The organism is Parachitinimonas caeni, assembly GCF_030129945.1.
Lineage (GTDB): Bacteria > Pseudomonadota > Gammaproteobacteria > Burkholderiales > Chitinimonadaceae > Parachitinimonas > Parachitinimonas caeni.
This window is the reverse complement of sequence record NZ_JARRAF010000001.1, coordinates 204,158-227,810: the sequence shown is the minus strand read 5'-3', so window position 1 is coordinate 227,810 and position 23,653 is coordinate 204,158. Positions and strand designations below refer to the sequence as shown.

At 56.5% G+C, this 23,653-nt stretch carries 20 protein-coding genes; 3 read left to right on the top strand and 17 right to left on the bottom strand.

The genetic code is table 11. The features are described 5' to 3' along the window. Window positions 1-117: 117 nt before the first annotated feature. Both efp and earP read right to left on the bottom strand, forming a co-directional pair. Window positions 118-678: an elongation factor P gene (efp, locus tag PZA18_RS00970; protein WP_284098898.1), complete on the bottom strand. Its 561-nt coding sequence runs from the start codon at window positions 676-678 to the stop codon at window positions 118-120. A 60-nt stretch (window positions 679-738) separates the two neighbouring features. Next, entirely contained in the window at window positions 739-1,881 is a 1,143-nt protein-coding gene (gene earP / locus PZA18_RS00965) for an elongation factor P maturation arginine rhamnosyltransferase EarP (protein ID WP_284098897.1), read from the bottom strand. Between the two features lie 127 nt (window positions 1,882-2,008). Here earP and PZA18_RS00960 point away from each other — a divergent pair, with 127 nt between their 5' ends. Beyond that, a complete protein-coding gene (locus tag PZA18_RS00960) occupies window positions 2,009-2,872 on the top strand; it encodes an SGNH/GDSL hydrolase family protein (RefSeq protein WP_284098896.1) in 864 nt (287 codons plus the stop codon). 46 nt (window positions 2,873-2,918) lie between these two features. Here PZA18_RS00960 and PZA18_RS00955 read toward each other — a convergent pair whose 3' ends face one another. From PZA18_RS00955 to PZA18_RS00885, 15 genes are all read right to left on the bottom strand, one after another. Further along, complete coding sequence (locus PZA18_RS00955; RefSeq protein ID WP_284098895.1) at window positions 2,919-3,083, bottom strand: hypothetical protein; 165 nt, start codon at window positions 3,081-3,083, stop codon at window positions 2,919-2,921. Window positions 3,084-3,206: 123 nt separating this feature from the next. After that, entirely contained in the window at window positions 3,207-3,551 is a 345-nt protein-coding gene (locus tag PZA18_RS00950) for a hypothetical protein (RefSeq protein ID WP_284098894.1), read from the bottom strand. Next, window positions 3,548-4,261, bottom strand: coding sequence for a lysozyme (locus tag PZA18_RS00945; protein WP_284098893.1), 714 nt, complete (start codon window positions 4,259-4,261; stop codon window positions 3,548-3,550). The genes PZA18_RS00950 and PZA18_RS00945 overlap by 4 nt, the downstream gene beginning before the upstream one ends. A 30-nt stretch (window positions 4,262-4,291) precedes the next feature. Next, on the bottom strand, window positions 4,292-4,603 hold the full coding sequence (locus PZA18_RS00940; RefSeq protein WP_284098892.1) for a phage holin family protein: 312 nt from the start codon (window positions 4,601-4,603) through the stop codon (window positions 4,292-4,294). 122 nt (window positions 4,604-4,725) lie between these two features. After that, window positions 4,726-5,622, bottom strand: a complete 897-nt coding sequence (locus tag PZA18_RS00935) for a hypothetical protein (RefSeq protein ID WP_284098891.1) — start codon at window positions 5,620-5,622, stop codon at window positions 4,726-4,728. A 107-nt stretch (window positions 5,623-5,729) separates the two neighbouring features. Further along, window positions 5,730-6,404: a hypothetical protein gene (locus PZA18_RS00930; RefSeq protein WP_284098890.1), complete on the bottom strand. Its 675-nt coding sequence runs from the start codon at window positions 6,402-6,404 to the stop codon at window positions 5,730-5,732. Then, window positions 6,401-7,264, bottom strand: a complete 864-nt coding sequence (locus PZA18_RS00925; protein ID WP_284098889.1) for a hypothetical protein — start codon at window positions 7,262-7,264, stop codon at window positions 6,401-6,403. Before PZA18_RS00925 ends, PZA18_RS00930 begins: the two co-directional genes overlap by 4 nt. Before the next feature lie 5 nt (window positions 7,265-7,269). Then, the gene (locus PZA18_RS00920; protein WP_284098888.1) at window positions 7,270-8,790 is read right to left on the bottom strand and encodes a hypothetical protein; all 1,521 of its coding nucleotides are present in this window, start codon (window positions 8,788-8,790) and stop codon (window positions 7,270-7,272) included. Continuing rightward, window positions 8,787-14,174 (bottom strand): tape measure protein, encoded by a 5,388-nt coding sequence (locus tag PZA18_RS00915; RefSeq protein WP_284098887.1) that lies wholly within the window; start codon window positions 14,172-14,174, stop codon window positions 8,787-8,789. The genes PZA18_RS00920 and PZA18_RS00915 overlap by 4 nt, the downstream gene beginning before the upstream one ends. Further along, window positions 14,140-14,451, bottom strand: a complete 312-nt coding sequence (locus PZA18_RS00910; RefSeq protein ID WP_284098886.1) for a phage tail assembly chaperone — start codon at window positions 14,449-14,451, stop codon at window positions 14,140-14,142. The genes PZA18_RS00915 and PZA18_RS00910 overlap by 35 nt, the downstream gene beginning before the upstream one ends. A 38-nt stretch (window positions 14,452-14,489) precedes the next feature. Then, window positions 14,490-14,951, bottom strand: a complete 462-nt coding sequence (locus tag PZA18_RS00905) for a hypothetical protein (RefSeq protein WP_284098885.1) — start codon at window positions 14,949-14,951, stop codon at window positions 14,490-14,492. Window positions 14,952-15,026: 75 nt separating this feature from the next. After that, window positions 15,027-16,181, bottom strand: coding sequence for a phage tail tube protein (locus tag PZA18_RS00900; RefSeq protein WP_284098884.1), 1,155 nt, complete (start codon window positions 16,179-16,181; stop codon window positions 15,027-15,029). Window positions 16,182-16,616: 435 nt separating this feature from the next. Beyond that, window positions 16,617-17,054: a hypothetical protein gene (locus tag PZA18_RS00895; RefSeq protein WP_284098883.1), complete on the bottom strand. Its 438-nt coding sequence runs from the start codon at window positions 17,052-17,054 to the stop codon at window positions 16,617-16,619. 312 nt (window positions 17,055-17,366) lie between these two features. Further along, a complete protein-coding gene (locus PZA18_RS00890) occupies window positions 17,367-18,173 on the bottom strand; it encodes an ATP-binding protein (protein ID WP_284098882.1) in 807 nt (268 codons plus the stop codon). A gap of 518 nt (window positions 18,174-18,691) precedes the next feature. Beyond that, window positions 18,692-18,937, bottom strand: coding sequence for a hypothetical protein (locus PZA18_RS00885; protein WP_284098881.1), 246 nt, complete (start codon window positions 18,935-18,937; stop codon window positions 18,692-18,694). Between the two features lie 532 nt (window positions 18,938-19,469). Here PZA18_RS00885 and PZA18_RS00880 point away from each other — a divergent pair. Both PZA18_RS00880 and PZA18_RS00875 read left to right on the top strand, forming a co-directional pair. Then, entirely contained in the window at window positions 19,470-21,521 is a 2,052-nt protein-coding gene (locus PZA18_RS00880) for a PAS domain S-box protein (protein WP_284098880.1), read from the top strand. Between the two features lie 7 nt (window positions 21,522-21,528). Next, window positions 21,529-23,616 (top strand): putative bifunctional diguanylate cyclase/phosphodiesterase, encoded by a 2,088-nt coding sequence (locus PZA18_RS00875; RefSeq protein WP_284098879.1) that lies wholly within the window; start codon window positions 21,529-21,531, stop codon window positions 23,614-23,616. The last annotated feature ends 37 nt before the right edge of the window (window positions 23,617-23,653 follow it).

The window sequence follows — 23,653 nt, the reverse complement described above, 5'->3', positions numbered from 1 at the left end:
CGTTTTGGGCCAAGACTGAAGGCAAATCAAAAGCCCAATAACCAGTAAAAAGGCAGATTAAAAAAACAAAAAGGGGCTTTTAGCCCCATTTTGTTTTACGGCATTCAATTCAAAGAATCAAACACGCTTCTTGAATTCATTGGTACGGGTGTCGATTTCGATTTTGTCACCGATCTCAACAAACGCAGCCACTGGCAACTCAAAGCCATTGGGCAGACGTGCAGGCTTCATGACCTTGCCGGAAGTATCGCCACGTACAGCGGGCTCGGTGTAAACCACTTCGCGGACCACGGAATTCGGCAGCTCAACCGAAATCGCCTTGCCGTCGTAGAAAGTTACTTCGCAGACATCCTGCATGCCGTCTTCGAGGTAGTTCAGCGTTTCGCCGAGGTTGTCCTTTTCCACTTCGTACTGGTTGTACTCGGTGTCCATGAACACATACATCGGATCAGCAAAATAGGAGTAGGTGCACTCCTTGCGGTCCAGCACCACAACGTCGAACTTTTCATCAGCCTTGAATACCGATTCGGTAGCAGTGCCGCTCAGCAGGTTCTTGAGCTTCATCTTTACCACGGCAGCATTACGGCCAGATTTGTTGTACTCGGTCTTTTGAACGACCATCGGGTCGTTGCCAATCATGATCACGTTACCGGACCGGATTTCTTGTGCAATCTTCATTGAATTAATTCCAGAGTTTAAGAGCGTAGCCCGATGGCCAATTTTCAATAAAACAATGGATTATAACCGACTTTGGCAAAAGTTCACCAAATTGCTGGCCAGATCAGGCTGCTGTGCCAGCTGATCTGCCCAATGGGCAGCATGAATCCGTAGCGGTTTGATTACCCTAATAAAATCGCGCCAAACCTCTTGCAGAGGCTCATCTCCACTCCAGGCCCGGCTTATCGCCTGCCAACATTGCGCCACCTCATCCGGCAGCTGCGCACAATAGCGCTGCATGAAGGCATCGAGCTTTTCCAGATGTGCGCCGTCATCTTGCCGATACGGTTGCCAAATCAATGGCACGGCCGCCCATTGCGCCCGAATCCACGAATCCTCACCCCGCACAAAATTCAGGTCACAACTCCACAACAGTTCGTCATAGGCCTGCACATTTAAAAAGGGAATGAATTGGATACTTAATGCGCCCCGTCGATAAATAGCCCGCATATCAGGCTGATCCAATTCAAGAAAACGGCAAACAGCCGGAACCATTTTTCCTGCCGGTACAATACAGCGCACGGCATTTTCGCCTTCGCGCAGACAATTCAATAAGTCTTCGACTTTGGCATAGTCATAACAAAACAGCGAAATCAGTAATTCATCCATTTGCCGGGCAATGCCCCATTGCTGCAAAAATGCCGGAGCCTGATTACCGGTTTGAAAAGACCGTCTACGACCTGGTAAATCCCGCTCACGCAACAAACCTCCCGAGGCGGAAGAAAAACCCGGAAAGAAAAAAAACTTCTGCAACGCCTGTGCAGGTTGCAAGGAAGCCAGCGCATGGCAACCATCTATCCAGCTTTCTGCCGTTAAATATTCCAGATTGATCCAAACCGGTTTTTTCGTCTGGCGCACCATCCAGCCAACCACCGCTTTGGGTAATTCGCAGGCAAAACTCTCGATGATGACATTGCTATCCGACTCGAATTCGACAAGCTCGTCCGGCCAGTGCACCACCTCGACACCCGCCAGCAGCTGGCGAGCCTGCTGGCAGTCAATCGCGGGTGCAATCGCCTGAAAGCTCGTCAGATCGTCCACCCACAAGCTCACCGAGGCATTGTGTTCGCTATGTAGCTGGCGAGCCAGACGCCAGCAAATACCAATATCACCGAAGTTATCGACGACTTTGCAGAAGATAGTGAAGTGAAGAGAGTTGGTCATATCAAGTGATTTGTATTTCAATCAAAATGCAAACTAGTATTCCCTGCTGTTGGTCACTTCAGTTGACGCGCCAATACACACGACACAAGAATAACGGGAAATCTCGGGAAATTACGAATATACAAAGATGATATCGCGCCCCATAGCAAAGAGAATTTTAATTCTTCTTACTGCGTTAGCACTAGCTTTTCTAGCTTACCTGATGGTGAAATTGCTCACACCCATTTATGAAAGAGAAAAAACTGAATTCACAATTGAAACATCCTTGGCCAATTACTTAGCCTCGCCCGATGCTGATTTGAGCAAAGGTGAACCCTATATGATCGTCATTGGCGACTCACTGGCAGAGGGTCGGCCGGGCTTGTCTGGCCAGCTGGACCACAGCGTCAACGGTACCTACAACCCCAAGCACCTGTCCTTACCCGGCCAGCTCAGCTATGAACTCTCCCGACCACTTGGCCTGCGCATCATTAATCAGGCGGTGGGTGGTCAAACCTCGTCGGGAATACGTCTACGCTGGCCACGCGATGCGCTCGGCCAGACAGTGGGTGGCCAGAAAACCGTACCGAACCATGCAGGTCAACCCAGGGTCATTTTTCTGCATGTCGGCATCAACGATATTGCCAATGGTGATGATCTGGAAAAAATAAAAGGTAATTTCCGATATTTTGCCCAATCAGCCAAAGAGCGCCGAATCTGGCTGGTGGTTGCCAATATTGGCGTCGATGCCGCTCCGAGCTGGTTTAACCCGGAAAAACAAGCCATTGCCAAACAATTCAATGTCTGGCTCGCTCAATCATTAAAACCGGAATACGATAATCTATTCCTGATCGACTATCTAAATTGGTCCAGCGCCGGCACCAATGATTTTCTACATCAGCGCCCCGGTATTTTCAGTGACGATGTGCATTTAACCAAATCTGGCTATCGGCAATATGGCCATTATATTGTCGAGCAATTAAAGCAAGCCAAAGCGCCCTTTCTGAATTAGGCGACATTTGGCGAGACCCTTGATTGTTGAAAGCACTTGGGGGGCCTCAGCCTCGGCACCCTGCCAGCAGTGCCTCCAGCTGATTGGCGTAACGCTCCAGCGCAGCGGCATCATCCGCCAACGCCTTGACCGCTGCCGCCTCGGCCAGAGGCGTTTGCGGGCGCTGTTGACCGGCGCGCATGCCGAAAGTAGGCGCCGGGCGCGACGGCATGGTGTCGACACAATGAACCGCCACAGGCAGCAAAACCTCTGTCGAAGTCGGGCTCGCACAGGCTGTGAGTAAAATTGTTGATAAGGTGATTATTTCGTCACGCATACGTGGGCCTTTCCCGGCTCAACCCGCATCAAACACTTGTCGAATGGCCTCTCCGCAATCACGGGCGGCCTGCTGTTGATAAACCTGTTGACGCGCCACAATCTGCCGGTCCAGCTCGGTCGCCAGCTGTCTGGCTTGCTGCCGGAGCGCGGCGTAAGCCTCGGCTTTGGCTGCCAGTTTTGCCATGGCCAGGTTCTGCCGGGCGAGGGTGGCCTGCGCAGCCATCAGCTCGGCCTGCGCCTGCGCAAGCTGGCCGTGTGTCTGTGCACGAACACGCCAGCCATTAAGGGTGGCCCCGGTCAGTGCTGCCAATAACAGCACGCCCAGCATCAAGCCGAGGCGGGGTTGTAGCAGCGCACTCATGCCCAACCCTCCCGCCTTTGCTGCAACCGTTGCCACAGCACCACCGCCCCCACCAGCAACAATAAAATCGCCAGCAGAAGTCCGGGCTGCACGCCGGTATCGCCGGTGGCACGCTGCAAGGGTTCTGCGATGCTGGCGGCGGCTGTAGCCGCCCCGCTGAGCAGGGTGACCACGCCGGATTGGGCAAGTGGGCTGCGATGCAAGCGGCTTTCCGGGTCAACGGCCTGGGGCATCGCCGGCGCTTCCTGTTCTTCCGGCTCCAGATACAGCGCTTTTTCACGCGCCCGACGGGCAGTCAAACCCGCACTTTCGATACCGCCAACGCGATTCCACAAGCCAAAAGCCCGTGCTGCCGCCTGCCGATTACCGGCATTGTGCTGGCGCAAGACGGTAGAACGGGCGAAGCCCGCCAGACCGATGTTGTAAGCCAGCGAGAGCATGGCGCCGAGTTCATTGGCACTGGCAGGGCGCGTCAGCAGGGCTTCGAGCTGGCGACAGAGGATTGTTAGATCGTGCAGGAGCAGTTGATCTGCAGCGGCCGCACTGTCGAGCCGGTCGCCGGGGCGCACACCGGCGGTATGGCCTCGGCCGATGGTCCAGACGCCCGCCTGACATCGATAAGCCGTCAGGCGCAGCCCTTCACTCCGGGCAATTTCGCAGATGGCGGCATAGCTGATCGGCCACGCCAGTTGAGAGTCAGGTAATTGCATGGAGTGGACTCCTCTTTGCAGTCAGCGTGTTCATTGAAAGAAGCGGCTGTAGACGCGCTCCAGCCGCAGCAAGGCGCGTGTTCCCATATGGCCGGAGATGCCAACGAGAACCGCCGTAAACGGTGCATTGACCGAAGCCGCCATGCAGAACCAGTAAGTCAGCAGGCCAACGAAGCCGCTGGTCAGCAATTCAATGGCCAGCGGCCCGAAGCGGAATTGCCGCCGCTGCTCGCGCAGATGACGAAAGTGGTTGACGGCGCCACCCACCATCGACAGCGCCACCACCCAGCCCACCGATAGCGCCTGTTTGGCGATCAGGGGCCAATCAAAATATTTTTCCAAGGTTTTCCTCCCAATGAAAAGGCCCGCATGGAGCGGGCCTTGGTTCGGGTAGTCATCTCCTGGCGGCGCACCCTACCCGTCGTGCGCCGAGTGTTATTTATTTTTAAGTCTTAAATAAAAACCTATTTAATTGGGTAAACAATATCGAAAGCGTTGGGGTTGGAAATGGCGATTTGGGGAGAAGTGGAAGAAGCAATCACCCAAAGTGAATTTACTGAGGCAATAAAGCATGAGCCATTGAACGGCAATGGCCGGTATGACCAATTCACCAAATCCTGCGAGGTATAACAAGTGTTGCCATTTGAAGCGACCACCGCATAACCACCAGCGTAGCCAAAGACAGCACGCCAGGACTGGCTAACCGGCAGAACAGGCAATGCCACCGTTTGCCAGGAGACTCCATCACTCGTAACTAGCAGTGTGTTGTTGTTATTGCTGAGCAGCAGCAGTTTGCCGCTACTCATCACCATCGAATGCGGTTCCCAATTTCCTGCCAGCGGCAACGATTTTGATACCCAGCCCGTCTTGCCATCCACCGAGGTATAGCAGGCTGAGTTTCCTGCCATGAACGCCCAGAATTGACCAAATGCATACAGAACTGCTGTGAATGACCCTGCACTTGGAAAAGCTCGCTGCACCCAGTTCACACCATCAACCGTCGTGGCGTAATTAACGCTTCCGGCAGCAGCCAAGTGAATACCCGCGCCAAAGGCACAGCTGTACCAAGTCTGGGATAGCGGCAGAGCCTGCTGGGTCCACACCTCGCCATCTGCAGAACTAATTGCGGTTGCACTCCCACTAGCAACCGCAACAAACACCCCGTTGCCATAACTCACTCGACCAGACCAGCTGGCCGAGACAGGTAGTGTCCGGGTGTTAAAGGTTTGGCCATCTACAGAACTGATCACCTGATTACCGCTGAGCATCACCAGCTTGTTATTGCCAGCCCCACCACAGAAAACGCCTGCCGATGCGCCGCTCGCCTTCACAGAGAAGGGGCTAGCCGCTGGCACCACCATCGGCGCCGCCGGATACTGCCTCGCAAAGGCGTTATCCCACACCGGCAATACCGTTGCCCCTTGCACCGGCGTGCTGCTGCCGCCCGATAAAAACTGCGTCAACATACTCATACCAAAGCCCATCCATTCGTTGCATCGACGTAGCGCAGGCCAACCCAGACGCCCGTCAGATTGATTGTCATGTCTTCTGCCTTGCCACACAGCAAGGCGCCGTTGCGGGCCAGCACCGGGTAGCCGTTGGCGATCGGGCAAGCGTTGTAGACGCTCACCAGACTGCCATTGGCCGGGTTGGCCGGCAGTGTCAGCGTCAGCGGTGTCGTCAGGGTGAGATATTCACCGGGCACGCAGCTGTCGTTGGTCGACAACGTGCGGCTGGCGGCGGGCAGATGGCGGCTATCCGCCTGTACACTGCCAGTCTGGCCATTCCAGCTGGCCACGGGCCCGTTCTGGATGCTGGCCAAAGCCTGCTGCACCTGGGTGCGCGCAGCTTCTGCCGTGGTCGCCGCTTGCGCCGCGCTGGCCGCACTGGCGACCGCCTGTAAGGCCGATTGATTCGCCGTGGTCTGGCTGACAGCGGCCGCCGTTGCCGACTGACCCACCGACTGGGCCATATCCGCCACGCCAATCCCCACATCGGCCACATTATTCAAAGCGCCGATAAAGTTGACCCGATGGCCGCCGTTATCCATGCCACCGGGGTTGGTCGGTCCCCAGGAACCACCGTTGTAAAAGCTTTTCAGCTTGTCGATTGCGTTTTGCACCGAGGCCGGGTATCCGCTCATGTGCCACTCCCTTGTATCAATTCCTCCAGTAAGAAGGATTTTTGTCGTGTATCGAAACCTACCCAGTCAATTGGTGACAGCTCGCGCAAGCGGGCTGGAAACGCCTGATGGGTAAAACTGCCGGGGTCTGCCGGATCGGCGATGTAAATCAGCTCACCCGCCAGCCCCAGCCTGCGTTCCAGATCCATCATGGCCCTTGCTTCGGTCGCGCTCAGATGCTCGAAAGCAATCTGCGCCACCCGACCCACATTGCCGCCCGACGAGTAAGGCAAACCTGCCTCCGACTTCACAATACGCTCGCTGGTCTCATGACCCAGCTTGGCGCCATAGCTGAAGTTGATGATGGGCTGCCAGCCGTCATACACCCCGGCCCGGCCGATCTTGATGGCCCCGTCCGGGTTGCTCGGGTCGTTGAGTTCACAGCGCACAAACGCCCCCAGCCGCTCATCCGGCAGCACGGTGAAGTGATGGCGCGGGTAGAAGGCCCGTCGTTCCTCATCGAGGGTGCCGCTCCACCAGTTGGCATCGGACCAGCGCATATCGGGCGTCGGCAAGGCCGGCCAGACCGGGCTCCAGCCGCTGTCGAATACGCTCTGACTGAAAGCCGCATCGAGGCTGACGCGCCAGCGCACCTGGGCCAGACTGCCCAGGTTATGCGCCAGCAGGGCCAGCACTCGTAAGGATCGCGGTTGATCCAGCGTCAGGGTGAACTGGGTGGCCGTTGGGTTCAGGCCATTGGATTGCGCCGCCTGACCATAGGGCCGGCTGGCGAGATTGGGACGGCTGCCGGCCAGCCAGTCGCCGCCGCTCAGGGTGGCGGCCTCGATCCGGTTCGGCGCCGCCAGAATGGCATTGGCCATGTGTCTTACCCCCATAGTTTCAAAGTGACGGCACCGGCCCGCAGATCCGGCGACCAGCCGATCAGGCGCAAGGCTTTGCCCGCCGCCAGACCGAAGCGCGGGTGTTGCAGCGTCAGGCTGCAACCGAGTGACAGCTGACCCAGCTCGGCCGCCGTCAGTTGCGCCTCCAGTTGCCAGGTGCGACGGACCACGCTGTATAGCGCCAGCCGGCGCGCGGCTTCGGCTTCGGCATCGATCCGCCGTCGCAGTAGCGTGGCCTGTGTCAGCTCGGCCGCCAGCGGGTGGCGGGTTTTGACGGCGGGTGCCTGTAAGGTGGCTTTGCGCGTCGCCTCCTTGGCCCAGGTCTGCATGGCTTCGCTGGCGGCGCCGATCAGCTCGGTCTGCACTGTGTCGTTGCGGTCGTATTCCAGATTCAGCGTGTGGCAAGGCAGGCCGCGATCATCGTTGCCACTGCCAATCAGCCGCAGTGAACCGGCGACGATCTGGGCCGGGCCCAGCGTCAGGATGGAATTGCTCGGCGCATCCAGCCGCCCCAGCCGGAACACATCGCGCCGGTCTGGCGCTACCCAGGCACCGATCGAGCCCGCCAGCCGGTTGATCGCCTCCAGCGCCGTCAGCTCGTCAGCGACGTACAGCCCCACCGGCGCCGGTTGCAGTGCATTCAGGGCATCGACGTCGGCTTGGCTGATGTCGCTGGCGGCAATGCCGGCCTCGCGCAGCACCTGCTGGATCAGGCTGGCGCAGCGGCTATCGGCGCTACGGGCATCAACGGTGATCTGTTGCGGGTTGCCACCGATGCGCAGATACGTCCCCGCTGGCGAAGACCAGACCCGGTAATGGCCGATGGCGGGCGCCACGCTTTCCAGATCGGCTTGCGAAGACGCTGGCGCATCGGCCAGCAGCTCGCCGCCCTTGTCGCGCACGGCGCTCACGCTGGCGGCATGGCTGCACAGCAGGTACAGGTTCTTGCTGGGGTTGACGCCAATCGGGCTGACATTGGCGACTTCGCCATAGAGCCGGGGTTTGCGCCGGTCCTTCAGCTCGGCCCGGCCTTCGACGCCATTGGGCGCGGTATCGGTGCCCAGCAGCCGTTCGGCACACAAGGGCTGATCCAGATCGACCAGCCGGTCTAGCACTTCCAGACTCAGCGTATCGGTCTCGGCCTTCAGCCGCTCCATCCGGCAGCGGAAGGCCAGGCTGGCGGCGGCAAAGGGCTGACGGGCATCGGCCAGATAGACCCGCAACGCCCGGCCGTCGATGGCGTGATCAAGCAGGCCATCGAGCCGGCCATCGGGGTTGACCAGCTTGAGCACGCCCCAGCCGATGCGGCTGGCGCCGTAGGTGGTGGCCTTGTCGAACAGGTTCGCTTCAAACGAGAAGGCCTCGGCCACCCGGGGTTCAAACCAGGCGGCCGGTGGGCTATCACTGGGCGCAGTCTGGAAACCGCCGCCGGCGGCCCAGCGTTGCACCGTGGGTTGGTTGGCGGCATCGAGGGTGTCGGCTTCAAATAACCAGATCGCGCTCATCGCCGATCCTCCTCGGCCGCTGCGGCCGTCCGTTGCAGATGACGGGTCTGCTGGCTGCGTTCGGCCGCTTCTTCGCGGTAGATGGCGGCAGCCTGACCCAGGCGGGCTTCGCTGGCATTGGCGCTGCGGGTGGCTTCGGCCTTGAGCTGAGCGACTTCGGCACGGAGTTGGCGCAGTTCAGCCACCAGCTCCACGTTGTCGCCGCGACCATAGCGTGACCAGTCGATCGAGACCGGAATGGTGCGACCATCGGGCAGCGGCACCACGGCTTCGGGGCCGGCTTCGCCGACGACCGAAGGCTCGTAAGCAATACCGCCTTGAGCCAGCAGCTGAATGCCATTGGCGCGGGCCAGTCCGATCAAATCATCCGGCGAAATCCGCTGCTTGGGGTTGGCGGTATTCCAGACATCGGCCAGATCGCTGGCGCGATAACCGAAGTTGATGCCGGTGCGAATCGCCCCCAGCACGTCGTTGGATTTGGCTTGCGCCAGAATCACCCCGTCGCGCAAAGAATCGCGGCCCGCCTTGGCGCCGCTGCCGATACTTTCCACACCCCGGATCGTGTCGCTGATCCGAGTTGGCAGATCGCGTAGCGCCTTGACGATTTCACCGCCTGCGCCCAGTGCTTCCAGCAATTTGGCTTGATCGGTTGCGGTCTTGATCGCTGCCAGCAATTTGTCATTGAGCCCAGACTGCAGCCCATCGGCCACTTGCCGGATCTGACGCAACTCGGCCAGCGTGCTGCCGGCATGGCTGTTCAGATCTTGCAGGGCGGCCAATTGCCGTTCGGCATCGCTACGGGCGTCGGCCCCCAGCGACAGCAAGTCGGCTTCACGGCCACCAAACAAATTGCCATAGCCAGTGGTATTGCCCCAGTAATCACGGCCCAGTTTCAGCTCGGTGTCGATAGCGCCCTGTACCTTGCCGCGCGCCTCCACATCGCCACCCCGAGCCTTGGTGATCAGCGCATTGGCCTGGCTGCTGGCTTCGGCCAAGCGCTGTTCAAGCGCCAGCGGCGAAAGCTCGCCGGTTTTCAGGCTCTTCAGGTAATCGCCCAGTTGCGCCGCAAACTCGCGTTGCTTCTGCAGCAAGTCCTTTTCCGCCTGATACCGTTCAAGCAGCAGGTGTTGATATTCCTGGCTGCTGTTGACGATCTCCGCCGTATTGCCACCGGCTCGCGCGGCATTCCAGACCTGACGGGCCAGCACCAGCTGGCTGGTTTGCCAGTCGGTCTTGCTGCGAGTGCCCGCGTCGATTTCGATCTGGGCAATGTCGTTATCAATGCCACGCACCAGGGTTTTGACCGATTCCAGCTCGTCGTTCAGCGCTTTCACCAGCTCCAGCTGGCTATCGAACTGGGCTTTCACGGCTTCGAGATACTGCGTCTTGGCCTCACCCGCCAGAATCACGGCTTGTTTCTGCTGGGCATTCAGCGTGGCCCAATAGCTGCCTGCCGCTTGTTCCCAGCTCTGGCCTGTCGAGAGCAACCAGGCCTGCAGACGCGCTGCATCGGCGCCAAAACTGGCCCATAAGCCCGTCATCGCCCGATCGTAACGACCCTGAGCCTGATCCCGATCGTAAGCCTGCACGCCGGTCGAATGGCCCTGCGCCCCAGCCAGCTGACGCCAGGTTTCGATACCGAGCGCATCAATCCCGGCTTGCTGCAGACGCTTGAGCTTGTCGATATTGGCTTCTGTCGCCCCGCCCAGATCAATCAGCTGACGACTGGTTTCGGCAAACTTGCGATTGATGTCCGCCAGCTTCTGCGCCGCACCGGTCTGACCCAGCGCCGCCAGTTCGCTGTCTATTTGACTCATTAACGCAGCCAGATCTTCAGCACGTTTACGGGCGTCATCAGCAGCCTGTTGCGCTGCTTGATCGGCACGGCTGTTATCGATCACTGGGGCCTTGGGGGCTTCAGCCACCTTGCTGATCTGGGCATAGCCATCAGCCAGTTTCAACAACTGGGCATAGGTGTCGCGACCCGATTCGGTGGTTAGATCCTGCGCCTCGACCAGTTTGCGAAATTCATCGCGGGTTTGCGGCAGGCCGAAACCCAGCTTGCTGAATTCGCCCGTCAACTGCTCGGTGGTTTTGGCGGTACGCTCGGCTTCGCTGTAGTAGTTCTGGTAATAGTTATTGAGTTGCTTGGTCAGACTGTCGAGGCCACCCGCCAATCCAGCCAGGGCTTCGCGGGTGTCATAGCTAAGGCCCGCTAGCTGCGGAAAGGTCAGCCCCAGCGCCAGAAATGCCTCGTTGAATTGCTTGACTGCATCCAGTGCTGCTTGCGCCGCCGTGATCTGCTCGGCAGTGGCCTGACCAATGTCGAGGCTATTGAGCACCTTGGCAAACTCCGCCGGCAGTTCGGACGCCTTGAGGCCGGCCAGCAGCATGCGCTGCATTTCCAGCTCGACCGCGGCATTGAACTGCTTGGCATCGCGGCCGACGCCTCGGTCACGCTGCTGGTAGATCTGGCGGTCGCCTGCGTAGACGGCTGAACTGATGCGGTTGTCGGATTCCCCCCCTGGGTCGAGGTCGAAACCCATGCCATAGCGTAGCGCGCTGCTACTACTCAGGCCCAAGGACTTGAGGCGTAGATTGACGCTGGCCGAGACCGAATCGGTCATCTTCTGCAGATCGGCATCGTAGCCATTGGGAGTAAACCAGCGCTCACCACCGCCCCCACTCCAGGCCGAGCCCCCCTGCTTATCGGCGTTATGGCCACCAAACACCTTCTGGATGATCGACGAGCCATCGAGCATGGCCGCCGTTTTGCCGCCGAACATGCCACCCAGCGCCTTGTTCTGCCAGCCATACACGGGTGACAGCCAAAGCTGGGCATCCGGACTGATGCTGTTGTAGTCAAAGTGGTAGCCGCGTTCGTACAGGTCTTTATTGGTCAACATGCCGGCAATCACGGCAAGCGGCCAAATATAGCCCCAGGCCGAGCCACCAGCCGCACCGCCAGCACTACTTGTGGTAACTGACCCGCCAGCCATATTGCCCAGCCCCCCGGCACCTGTGCCGAGGTAGTCAGCAGCCACCGGGCTGATACCGTTCATGCCGCCGAAGGTAGCCATTCCCTCACCGGCGAAGCCCCCCGACATCGAGCCCAGACCGCCAACACCCGTTCCGAGATAGTCAGCCGCTACGGCACTGGTGCCCATGCCGGCACTGCCGCCCCCGAACCAGCTACTGAACATCGACCAGCCTTTTTTTATCATGCTGCCCCAGCTGGCTAGATTACTTAGGCTATTACCGTCACCACCCTTGTTGTCAGAAGATGCACTGCTGATTTCGTTAAATGCTTTACCTAACCAACCGACAAAATCATGAATCGCTTTTTTTACTGTCGCATCGTATAAGGAATCAACCAGGGCTTTGGTCAAATTGGTTTTAATCGATTCGGCGAAGGATTTAAAAGCACTGGAACCTTGCGTCAAGACGTTATAAAACAGATCAGTCAACGATTGATCAACTGTTTTCAGCCATGCCTCGATTTGCTTTTGCTCTTCTTCCAGTTTCTTTTTGTTTTCATCCCATTTAGCGTAATCAAGTGCTTGCAATCTAATATCACGAATTTTTACCCAGTGTTTTATTTCCTGCTCATAACCAGCGCCTTGCTCTCTGGTCATCCTCTGGTAAATTTCCAGCTCTTTGTTTGCTTCTTCGACTGATTCTTTTGCCAGATCTAAACGGGATTTTTCGATACTGTCATATTGGTTTTTTAACGAATTCAGCCTACTTTTTTCAGCATTTATCTGCTTCTCCCGTTCTTCGTCCTGCAATTTCTGGTCTGCCAACAACTCCTTTTTCAAGTTGTTCCAGTCTTGGTTTACAGGCAGCTCCTTTTTTTCCGCCTTGCTGCGGCCCTTTTCCGGCGGTTTCCACTTTCCTACCGAATCATTCAGCCTATTCTGAACTTCTGTCGTGCTGGCAGCCGCTTTCTTATAGTCTGTCAGACTCTTTAATACTTTATTGACATGGGTATCACCGTCGGCAAACCCAGAAAAAATAGAATCTGCTAATTGATGGCCATAGGCGGGTATATCTCTGGTTAAATTGGCGGCTTTTTCATAAATCCCGGAAACGGATTGAAGAAACCCGGAAATTTGATGCTGGGCCTTTGACAATTTCTCAAGACCCAGAGAATCAGCCAGCTCAGCCCCGCTTTCCAGGAAATCACTAAATCCCTTAAACAGCTTGTGCATTAAATCGTGGCCAAGCCGAATGGGTGCTACCAGCCAATCAAACAGGTAAGCCCCTAGTTTTATGGACACGGCACTGAGAAAAATCATTGCATCCTGCATAGACGCAATAATCAGACGAACGGTCGTAAAAGCATTGGCAATGAATCCTGATTGAATCAGAAGCTCGCCTAGACCTCCGCCCACAGCGCCAAGGCTGGTACCGATATTTTTGAAAATGTCCCAAAGATCGCCACCCAAACCCTTGATCTGCTCCCAAGTGTCGAGCAAACCGTCCTTGTTCTGGTTGATCAGCTCTCCAACAGCCTGGAAAGCGGTCACCAGCCCATCTTGTACCGGTGGGATGAGCTCACGTACCAGATCTATGGCTTGGGCAATGCCATCCGTAAAACGGGTTTTGCTATTAATGGTGTCTGCGGCTTGCAGCAGGTCATTCTGGAATCGGGTAAGAGCATCGCCCGTGGCCTGCGGCATTTTGGCCAGTTCAGCGTTTAATTTGGGCAGCGCCTTCAGCATGGAATTGCCGATAAGGTCTGATGTGAGTGCCCCAGCTTTGCCCAGCTTCGTCACTTGCTCAACGGACTTGCCGGTGCCATCGGCCAGCATTTGTAAAAAACGCGGCGACGACGCGACGAGTTCGTTAAATCCTGAACTACTCAGTTTGCCTTCCTCAAAGGCTTTGGCCAGTGTCTTGGCGCCCGCAGCAGTCTGGGCTGCCGTCGCGCCATTCAGCAACATGGCCATGGTCAAAGCGTCCGTCACTTTGACAGCTTCACTCAGATTGCCACCCGCGCTTCGGATGGGACCTGCCAGCTGGGAATAGTTATCGCTGAGATCTTTGAGACCTACAGAGTTTCGCTGGGCCGACTCGAATAAAGCCGCTTGCACATCGGCAAATTGAGTCGCATTGTTGGTAGCTGCAGAAGTCTTTGCACGCAGTTGCAGCATCTGGTCAGACATGCTCGCCAGTTGCTTCAATCCATTGCCAATACCGAGCGCTGCAATGACGGCGGTGAATTTGCTGAAACCGGCTTTGAGAAAGCTCAAGGCCTGTTCTGCCTCGGACGCCGCTGCCTGGGTCTGCTGCAGCTGCTGATTTGCCTGTTGCAGGGTGATGTTGAACTGCTGGATGGCCGTGACATTAGTGACGACGGCTATCTGCGTCAGGTTTGCCATGATCGGTTTCCTTCGGTGATTTCAGGTGAACAGACAGAAACACCGCATCGATATGGGTCAGCAGCGCCGTTTCGGCCGGGGTCGGTGCTCGGTGGGTCAGGGCGGCCCAGGCAGCGATTTCAGAGTAGGTGAGCGGATTGGGGCCGAAGCCGTTGCCGCCGCGGCTGGTGGCAAGTTCCTGCCACCACAGCCACAGTTCGAGATACTCATCCGGACAATCTGCGGCGTCGGCCAGCTCGGGCGGCGCCTCGCCTGTTATGGCGGCGACGCGGGCCAAGTGCTCGGCCCGCGTGCCACCGCCTTCAAGCGCCTGACTTAGCCACGCTTCGGCTTTGACGAAGTCGAAGAGGGCTCGCTGGCGTTTCCCAGGAAGGCAGCCCGATCAAGCAAGGCAGCAAAAACCTGACCTTTAATCAGCGGGAAGCGGCGATACAGGGCACGGGCGACTTCGCGGCTGAACTTGAGTTGTTCGCCGTCGAGTTCACCGCCCAGATCTGCCGCCAGGGTGGCGTCGGCTTCGAGTTTGTCCCAGCCCGTGGTACAGGCCGCCAGCAAGCCGATATAGGCTTCTTCCAGATCGTCGCCGTCCAGTTCCTTGCCACGCTTGGTCGCCAGTTGTTTGCGTGCGTCGATGCGGCGTGATTCGTCGCGATAGATGGCCGAATCGACACCAACGATATGGACGCGAATGTCGGTTTCCACGCCGTCTGCATCACGAATGGTGACGGACATGCCTTTTTCGCAAGCGGAGATGGTGTCGAGTTGAGTCAGCTTCATGGGGTTTGCCTTTCAAGTAAGTGCAGAAAACAAAAAGCCCGCTCAAGGCGGGCTGGTGCTGGGTATTGGTGGTGCTTAGGCTGCGGTGTCGTGGATGAAGAACGACGTTTGCTCTGCGCCGCCCATCGGTACCGGTGCGGCCGAGAAATCGAATTGCTGGATGATTTCGTTGTCACCAGACAGCGAGCCGCCAGTGAGTTTGGCGCGGGGTACGGTCATGGCAATCGCGTTGCCCTGGCCGTCGTCGAGCTTCAACACCAGCGAGACCGGAACTTCGCCGGTCATGATGTCGTCGAGGGCGCCGCCAGTGAAGTAGGCCGAAATCTGGCCTTTGACGGTCACAGGGCCGACGAAGACATCGGGGGTGATGTTGGAGCCGACGACGGCCCCGGTCGTCATGCCGCCATCAATTTCCACCGAGAAGCCGGTGATGATGGCTTGCGCGACGCCGTTGACGCACAGAACGCCGCTAGGGCTCGCGACGGCACCTGTTGTGGTAGCCGCAGCCGGGCTGCTGAAATATTGAGCAGTGCCCGCCTGTCTATCCATGCCGAGCAGGTCGATATTGATGTTGGCGTTGGCATTGGGTTTGCAGTCGACCTTGATGTTGTTGACGCGGCAGCCAACAAAGCGGTGCGAAACGGCCACGGCGGAGTGCCAGTGCTCGATGGTGAAGCTCTTGGCCTGATGACCGGTTTGCGGTACGTAGGTCACCTTGCCGGGTACGGCGATATCGAGCGTGGTCGCCGCGTGCGGTGCAACGGCTTCCGCTACGGTGAGACCGGTGGCGGTAACGGCAATCACGGTGAACAGCTTGCCGGCATTGGCGCCAGCCGAGGGCTTGATCAGCATGCCGATGCGGATGCCGTCGGTCAGCCAGGAGCCGGCAGCCCGCACAAACTGGGGCGCGGTGGCGCTGGCAGTGACGCTGGCCCCGGTGACGGTAGTCACGGCGCTGAAGTCACGACGCAGCGAAGCGGCGATGAAGTCGGCGTAGGTTTTGGGCGAGAGTTCGCCCGAAATGGGCCCGCCAACTTTGCGCATGCCGTTGCGGGCTTCACCGCGCTGGTAATCCGGGCGAATTTCGCTGGAAGTGATCTGGTCAATCGACAGCGCAACGTCCGACTTGATGCGGCGTAGCGTCTGCGCACCGGCATTGCTGGCGATGGTGCCGGCGGGCGACTCCTGTTTGTAGGCAACAATGGTTGCCACGGTGGTTTGTACAGCCATGGGGTTTCCTTTCGAAAGGGCAGGGCGATACTTCCGACAGCCCGCCCAATGGAAGGCGACGGAAATTGCCAATAAAAAAGCCCGCATAAGCGGGCTGTGGAAGTGTCAGTCAGGCTGGTATGGCCTGCGACGGGTGGGCTTGGGCAGTCCCGATCAGCGCAGACTGGGTACGTGCGTCACCGGTCGCACCGGTGTAGACAAGAGCGGGCCAGATCGCTGGTGCTGGGTAGCAACCCAAATGCAAAAAGCCCGCCAGGGTGAGCTGAGCGGGCTTTTTGGACGCAACTCCCCCTGCCACCAGGGCAGAGGGAACACGGTATAAACCGGAAGTTGCGTTGCTGAAGTGAATTATACGCCAAACCTCCAACAAGTCAACAAACAAAAGAATAAAATTCCAATAATTTTAATTTTTGTGAAATTTATAGCCATGCACACTCAAATCTTCAGTGCGCCTCGTTCGCGCAGCACATTGGCCAACATCCACACGCTACGCTGACGAAAACTGGTCAGCTCCAGCCGCCCCAAGGCGTAGACGCGCCGTAACAAACCTTCCGGCTTGTTGAAGGCATACCAGTCGCGCAGAAAACGGCGACGTTCTTCAGGCAGGCTCTGTAAGGCAACTTCCACTTGATACGGATCGACCACCCGCGCCGACGCAATTTTGGGCTTGGCGCTGGCCAGGCAAGCCTGGCAGGGGTTGGGCAGTTCATAGCAGTCGAAACAACGCAGGTTGCGGGCATAGCGCCCGATCGAGTCTTTGCTGCCACGGCTACGGCTCTCGCGTAGCCAGTTGGCCCATTGCCGCATCATCATTTCAAGTTCTGCCGGCAATTCAGTTGAGGAAGTCAGTTGGGATTGGTCGGAAAGATTCATCGTCAGAATTCCTTTCTCTTGGTATAGCCCTCTGCAGTGATAGGCATGCAGAGGAGCTTCCGCCCGAGCAGAGTCAGGCAGGGTCAGCCACCGCCAACGTGTGGAGAGTCACCAATCAGGCTATGGATCCCTGCTGGCTCAGGGTTTCACATTGCGGTGTACTGGCAACTCCCGGCCAGCTCCATCGAAAGGCGTTCGAGTTGAACGAACGTGTAGAAACAGACTGGCAAGCGCTTATCGATACCGTGGTTCGATGGAAAAACCCGGTATCGCCCGCTTTATCAAAAAGAGATCAAAGAAAATCAGAAAGCCTCAGGCCGCGACGTTGCCGCGATAGCTGGACCCGATAAAGGCCACAAACTGGCCGCCGTCTTCTCGCAAACGATCAAATGTGCGTTCACCCAGATAATCACGACAGGCCTCCTGGTGAAGATGCGTCAGCAACAAGACCGAGCGACGCTGTGCATAGCGCTCGTGCAGGACATCGAAAAGGATTGCACGTTCAAGGTGGCTGGCCTCTGCCAACCCCAGCTCGTCGATGATCAGCAGATCAGGCTTGAGCAAAGCCAGCATGGCCGCCGTTTCTGTTTCGACGGCATCCGGGTGCCAGGTATCCCGCACCCGCCGGACCATCTGCCGCACCGTCTGGTAGAGCGCGGTTTTGGCATAGTCCTGCATGATTTGCAACGCAACCCCCACGGCCAGATGGGTTTTGCCGGTGCCGAAACCACCACTGAAAATGGCGCTGCGCCCCATTTCCGGATCGGAAAACTGTGCGGCAAATTGCTCGGCAAAGCACTTGACCAGTTGTTGTTCCGGGCTGTGGGCAATGAAGTGATCAAGGTGTCGATCGGCAAAACGATGGGGAATATTGGCCTGACGGAAAACCAGCTGCCATTGGCGCTCTGCATCACGCTGCTGCTGCAGCCGCTCTTCGTGAATTCTGGCAGCCTTTTTCCGAGCGCTGCATAGAGGGCAATCCGTCCAGATTTTTCGTATTAAATGGCGAGCCATATAACGGCCGTGTTCGGAACAAACCCGCATCTCATCCGGCAATCCTGCCGGTATTCCTAACCCGGCCGCCAAAGTACCCGATTTAGCCAATTGCAATGCATCCATTCAAGCAGTCCTCCTTCTGAACAGGGCCATAACCACCCAGCACCAGCCAGCAGATTCCCATCTGATACCAGCTGATTTAATTTGGGTCGAATAAAGATAAACCTCACCCGCAAAGGCTATTTAATAAAAGCTTGTTTGCCGGCAACGGTTTATCTTCCGATTAATAGGTTCTGAGCGGTGAAAAGCTGCTGCGATTTACCCGGCATGGGGCAAATAGACCAGAGTATTGGCAGCCCAGTTAGCCACATACTCCGTGGGACAATGCAATATGAAATCCTCCACCAGATCAGAATCATCGACGTTTCTGCCAGAAACTTTTGAGCACCTCGAAAAACCTCGATTTCACTATGATGCCGTATCGCTCGCAAAAGGCTTGCTCACCTACGGGCAACATTGCATTTTGCCTTCACATTCCGAATCGTTTAGAAATCAAGGCTTTTCGAGGTGCCCACTGGCTTGGCGCATGACTTGAGCCGGCATATAGCGCTGGCTGGCGCATGAAAAGAAAAACCGGGAATCTACCGGCCATGACCGGATGATTCCCTTATTATTTGTTTTATCTTACCCATATCGCCACTATTATTATTTGTTTTGGCGATATTCTGATACACATAAAAATATAAACGGTTAATGTATAAACCAGTATGTGCTTTTATATAACCGAGCAACCATCCAATATAAACAGCTACCCGGCATTTTATAACAATGACACCGGCCCGAAAATTCAGGGCGAAAAAGTCCCCGGATGCCAGTTCATGATTCAAATAGGCAAACCTGTGTCGATCTTTTCAAGAAAATACTCTGCCAGCCATGCTGGCTTATTTATTTATCAACGCAATGAGATTTCTGCATCTCTGGCGTGGCTTTATTGTTTTGCTGGCCCAGTGTGGGAGCCATTTGTTACGTAATGCAATGATAGCATGAGAACGATCGTTCTCCAAGAACTGTTTTGGGTGGCTGCCACCCTGCCTGTCCCAAACAACCGGAAACTCAAATTTCATATTGACAATCAATCGCTTAGGTAAGAAATCCTACCCAAGTAATTCGGTGATGGAAGTCGCGGTTGTGGTAAGAAGCCAACAAGCCAATCGCCCCCTGCAGCGCTGCCGTCATCCGCCTTGCTGCCATGCCCCAGACATGCGCTTAGCTGTTGAAAAGAAACCAAATTGCTTTTTCGGATGATCTAGTCTTAACGGACATAGCACTCAACATCGATCAAAACCGGACTGCGCAGAGAACGGGCCGGTCAGTCGAGAGTCAGCCAGACCCAATTCTGGCGCAGGAGGAATTTGCAGCATGCAGAGCCGATGGATCGCGCTGCCGGACGGCGCATTTGGGTCCGCGCTGACGCATTGGCGTCGCTACACACGACGACGAATGCGCAATGCCTTGAAGGAGGAATCTGTCAGCCTTCCTTTATTGCTGGCCAACGCGCCAACACCTCTGCTGGTGGTGAACAACCGGGGCATGATTCTGGCTGCCAATGAGCTGGCATCCCGTCTTTGTGGTTATTCGCCGCGTGAATTGGCCGGCCTGCGTGTCGAAGCTCTGGTACCGGAACGCTATCGCAGCGCTCACGGCCAGTTCCGGGCGGGTTATCAGCAGGCCCCTCGCACTCGTCGTATGGGTTCGGGGCGGGAATTGTTCCTGCTGCGTCGGGATGGCCGGGAAGTGCCGGTTGAAGTTGGCTTGGGCCCCCTACCTGGCGTGGCAGGAGAAAAGGTTCTGGTCTCGTTGATCGACCTGACCGAGCGCAGCAATGCAGAAGCGCGCATGCGCATGGCAATTGAGGCTTCGCCAGTCGCCATCATCATCACCGACGAACATGGACTGATCCAGCTGGTCAACAAACAGTCTGAAGATCTGTTTGGATATATGCGCAGCGAGTTGCTGGGGCAGTCGATCGAGATCCTGCTCCCCGACGAGTTGCGAACCCATCATGCCGAACAGCGCCGCAACTACGTGCAGGCCCCGCAAGCCCGACCCATGGGAAAGGGCAGGGAGTTGTACGCCCGCCATCGTCATGGCACTTGCATTCCTGTCGAGGTTGCTCTGTCGCCCCTTCATACCGGGGAGGGGGCTCTGGTGCAGGCCACCATTATTGACATCAGCACACACCGCGCCGCCCAGGCTGCCCAGCAGGAGTACGCCGAGCAGCTGGCCACGGCTTCGCGTTATAAATCGCAGTTTCTGGCCAATATGTCGCATGAGCTGCGCACACCACTCAACAGCATTCTGATCCTGAGCGAGCAATTGCTCCTGAACCGGCCGAACAATCTCAACACCAAGCAGGTCAGCCACGCCAACATCATCCACCAATCCGCCACCGATCTTCTGCACCTGATCAATGACATTCTGGATCTGGCCAAGGTGGAGTCAGGAAAGATGACGCTATCTCTGGAGCAGGTCACGGTGTCAGGTCTGGTAGACGAACTGAAACCACACTTTGAACCGCTCTGCCAATGTAAAGACATTCGCTTCCGGGTTATCTACAGCCACGCAGCCCCGCTAAGTCTGCACACCGATCGTCTGCGGCTGGCGCAAATTCTGCGCAACCTGCTAAGCAATGCGGTCAAGTTCACCGAACATGGCCATATTGAACTGGAAATCGCTGCAGAAAGCGGCCCGGCAGAGGAAGCGGGCATTTCATTTCTGGTACGGGATACGGGCATCGGCATTCCGGCGGCGCTACAAGACAAAATATTCGATGCCTTTGTTCAGGCCGATGGTTCCAGCAGCCGTCGCCACGGCGGCACCGGCCTGGGCCTGAGCATCTCACGCCAGCTGGCCATACTTCTGGGTGGCAGGCTTACCTTGAGCAGCCAGCCTGAGCAAGGCAGCACCTTCCATTTATGGTTACCGCTGGTGGACACTGACTCCACCCCCCATTCCCCGCCATTGGCACAAGCCGACGAAGCAGCGGCTTCGCCAGACCGTGCCGGGCAGATCAATCGCCAAGCTCAGACCAAGCTCTCAAATGCCAGGAAAGTTCTGCTGGTTGATGACGACATTCGCAACATTTATGCCCTGAGCAGCTTGCTGGAAGCCGCCGGCATGCAGGTTGAAGTGGCGCAAGACGGCAAGGAAGCGCTGGATCTGTTGGCAAAGTACCCCGCCGATATCGTACTCATGGATATGTCGATGCCGGTTATGGATGGGTTTGAAGCGACCGCCTTGCTACGCCGTCAGTGCCAGTACACCGGGCCGATCATTGCCTTGACAGCGCATGCGATGGCCAGTGACCGGCAACGTTGTCTGCAAGCCGGGGCTAACGATTATCTGGCCAAGCCGGTCAGTGAACAGCAATTGCTCGACATGATCGGGCACTGGTGCAAACCCTCAGAGTGAGGCGCCAATGTATACCGAAACTTCCCAGCCAACCGTCCTGCTGGTCGATGACAAGCCATCCAATCTGGTGGCACTCGAAGCTCTGCTGGATGATGGCAGCCGCAATATCATTGCTGTCACCAGTGGCAAAGAGGCGCTACGCGTACTGATCAAACAACCGGTTGCGCTGGTGCTGCTGGATGTACAGATGCCAGAACTGGACGGTATTGAAGTCGCACGCCTGATGCGCCTGAATCGGCGCACCCGTGACATCCCGGTGCTGATGATCACGGCTTACGGGGATGACATCAACCAAATGCTGCGCGGTTTGCAAGCCGGTGCCATCGACTATCTATGTAAGCCCATCACCAGCAAGATCCTCGAAGCCAAGGTGAACAATCTGCTGGGCAGCCGTCAACGCCAGATGGACCGGGAGGTCGCGCATAACGAAGCAAACAAGGCCAAGGCTTTTCTGGTGGAAATCCTCAATACCACAGGCGAAGGCATCGCCGTACTCGATAGTGGCCTGCACCTCATCTACACCAACCCGGCGGCGGCTGAAATCCTCTCGGTTCACCTGCCAGCAGAACCCAACGGCTCTCTTCCATTCTGGTGCGAAACCGGTGGGCTATACGACTTCCCCCAAACCGGAACCTCGGCCCGCACCCTGACGCATGAAGTCTGGTACGAATCAGACTCGAACCCGGCGTTTCCCCTTCAGCTCTCATGCTCACCTTTGTCGACAAACCAGGGCTGGGTGCTGGCATTTCAGGACATCAGCCGGATCAAACAATTGCAGGCCACCCTCAAGCGAATCGCCATTACCGATGCGCTGACCGGGCTGCTGAATCGCGCTGGCTTCTTTCAGGCTGTGGCAGCCGCACTCTCAAAAGCACAACGCTGGAACAAGCCACTGGCATTGATGTATCTCGACCTCGATCACTTCAAGGACGTGAACGACACCCACGGCCACCCGGTAGGGGACAAGTTGTTAACCGCCTTCTGCAAACGACTGACCACCAGCATGCGCGAATACGATGTAATCGGCCGTATCGGCGGTGACGAATTCGCGGTGCTCCTGGAAGAAGATGTCAGCGAAGAACAGGTTTCCACGATTGCCGAGAAAATCCTCAAGGCACAGACCAAACCCTATCTGATCGATGGCCATTCTCTGGTAGCCGGCGTCAGCATCGGCATTGCCTATTATCCGGATGATGGTGCCAATACCGACCAACTGCTGCAGGCAGCAGACGTGGCGATGTACCAGGCCAAACAAGATGGCCGGATGAGCTTTCGCCATCACTCGCCAGAAATGAATGCCCGTGTACGTGCGCGCAATCTGCTTATGGAAAGCCTGTATCAGGCCATGGAGCAAAATCAATTTGAATTACTGTATCAACCCCAGGTCGGTGTTGCGGACAATTGCATTCACGGTGTCGAAGCCTTATTACGCTGGCACCACCCTGATGCCGGTATGGTTTCACCAACAGTATTCATTCCCCTGCTTGAAGAAAGTGGACTGATCGTTAAAGTCAGTAGCTGGATATTAAAAGCTGCCTGCAAACAGCGCATGCTATGGAATCAATCCGTCAGTGAGAATTTGACGATAGCCGTGAATTTATCCGCCAAGCAGTTTTCAGATGAATTATTAATTCATCAGGTTGAACAATTACTGGATGAAACGGGATTACCCGCACATTGCCTGGAATTGGAAGTTACAGAGAGTACCATTATCCAGAATATTGCAACGAGCCAAAATGTTTTAAAACGCCTGCGTAGTATAGGGGTAAAAATGGCTATGGATGATTTCGGTACCGGTTATTCGTCCCTGGCTTATTTAAAGCAATTACCACTGGATGTATTGAAAATAGACAGGCTATTTGTAGCCAATTTACAGCAGGATGAACGCGACCGGGCAATAGCACGGGCCATTATTGGCCTGGCACACGAACTTGGATTAACCGTCATCGCAGAAGGTGTTGAATCAAAAGAACAATATGAACTGCTTGCGAATATGGGCTGCGAATTGATCCAGGGATTCTATTTCTCCAAACCCATCTCATCCTTGGAAATTCAAAACATTGGTTTGAAAAGAATAATACCGCAACACCCTTAAAAGTGCTGCGGTATCTATTTATAAAAATGCGAATAAA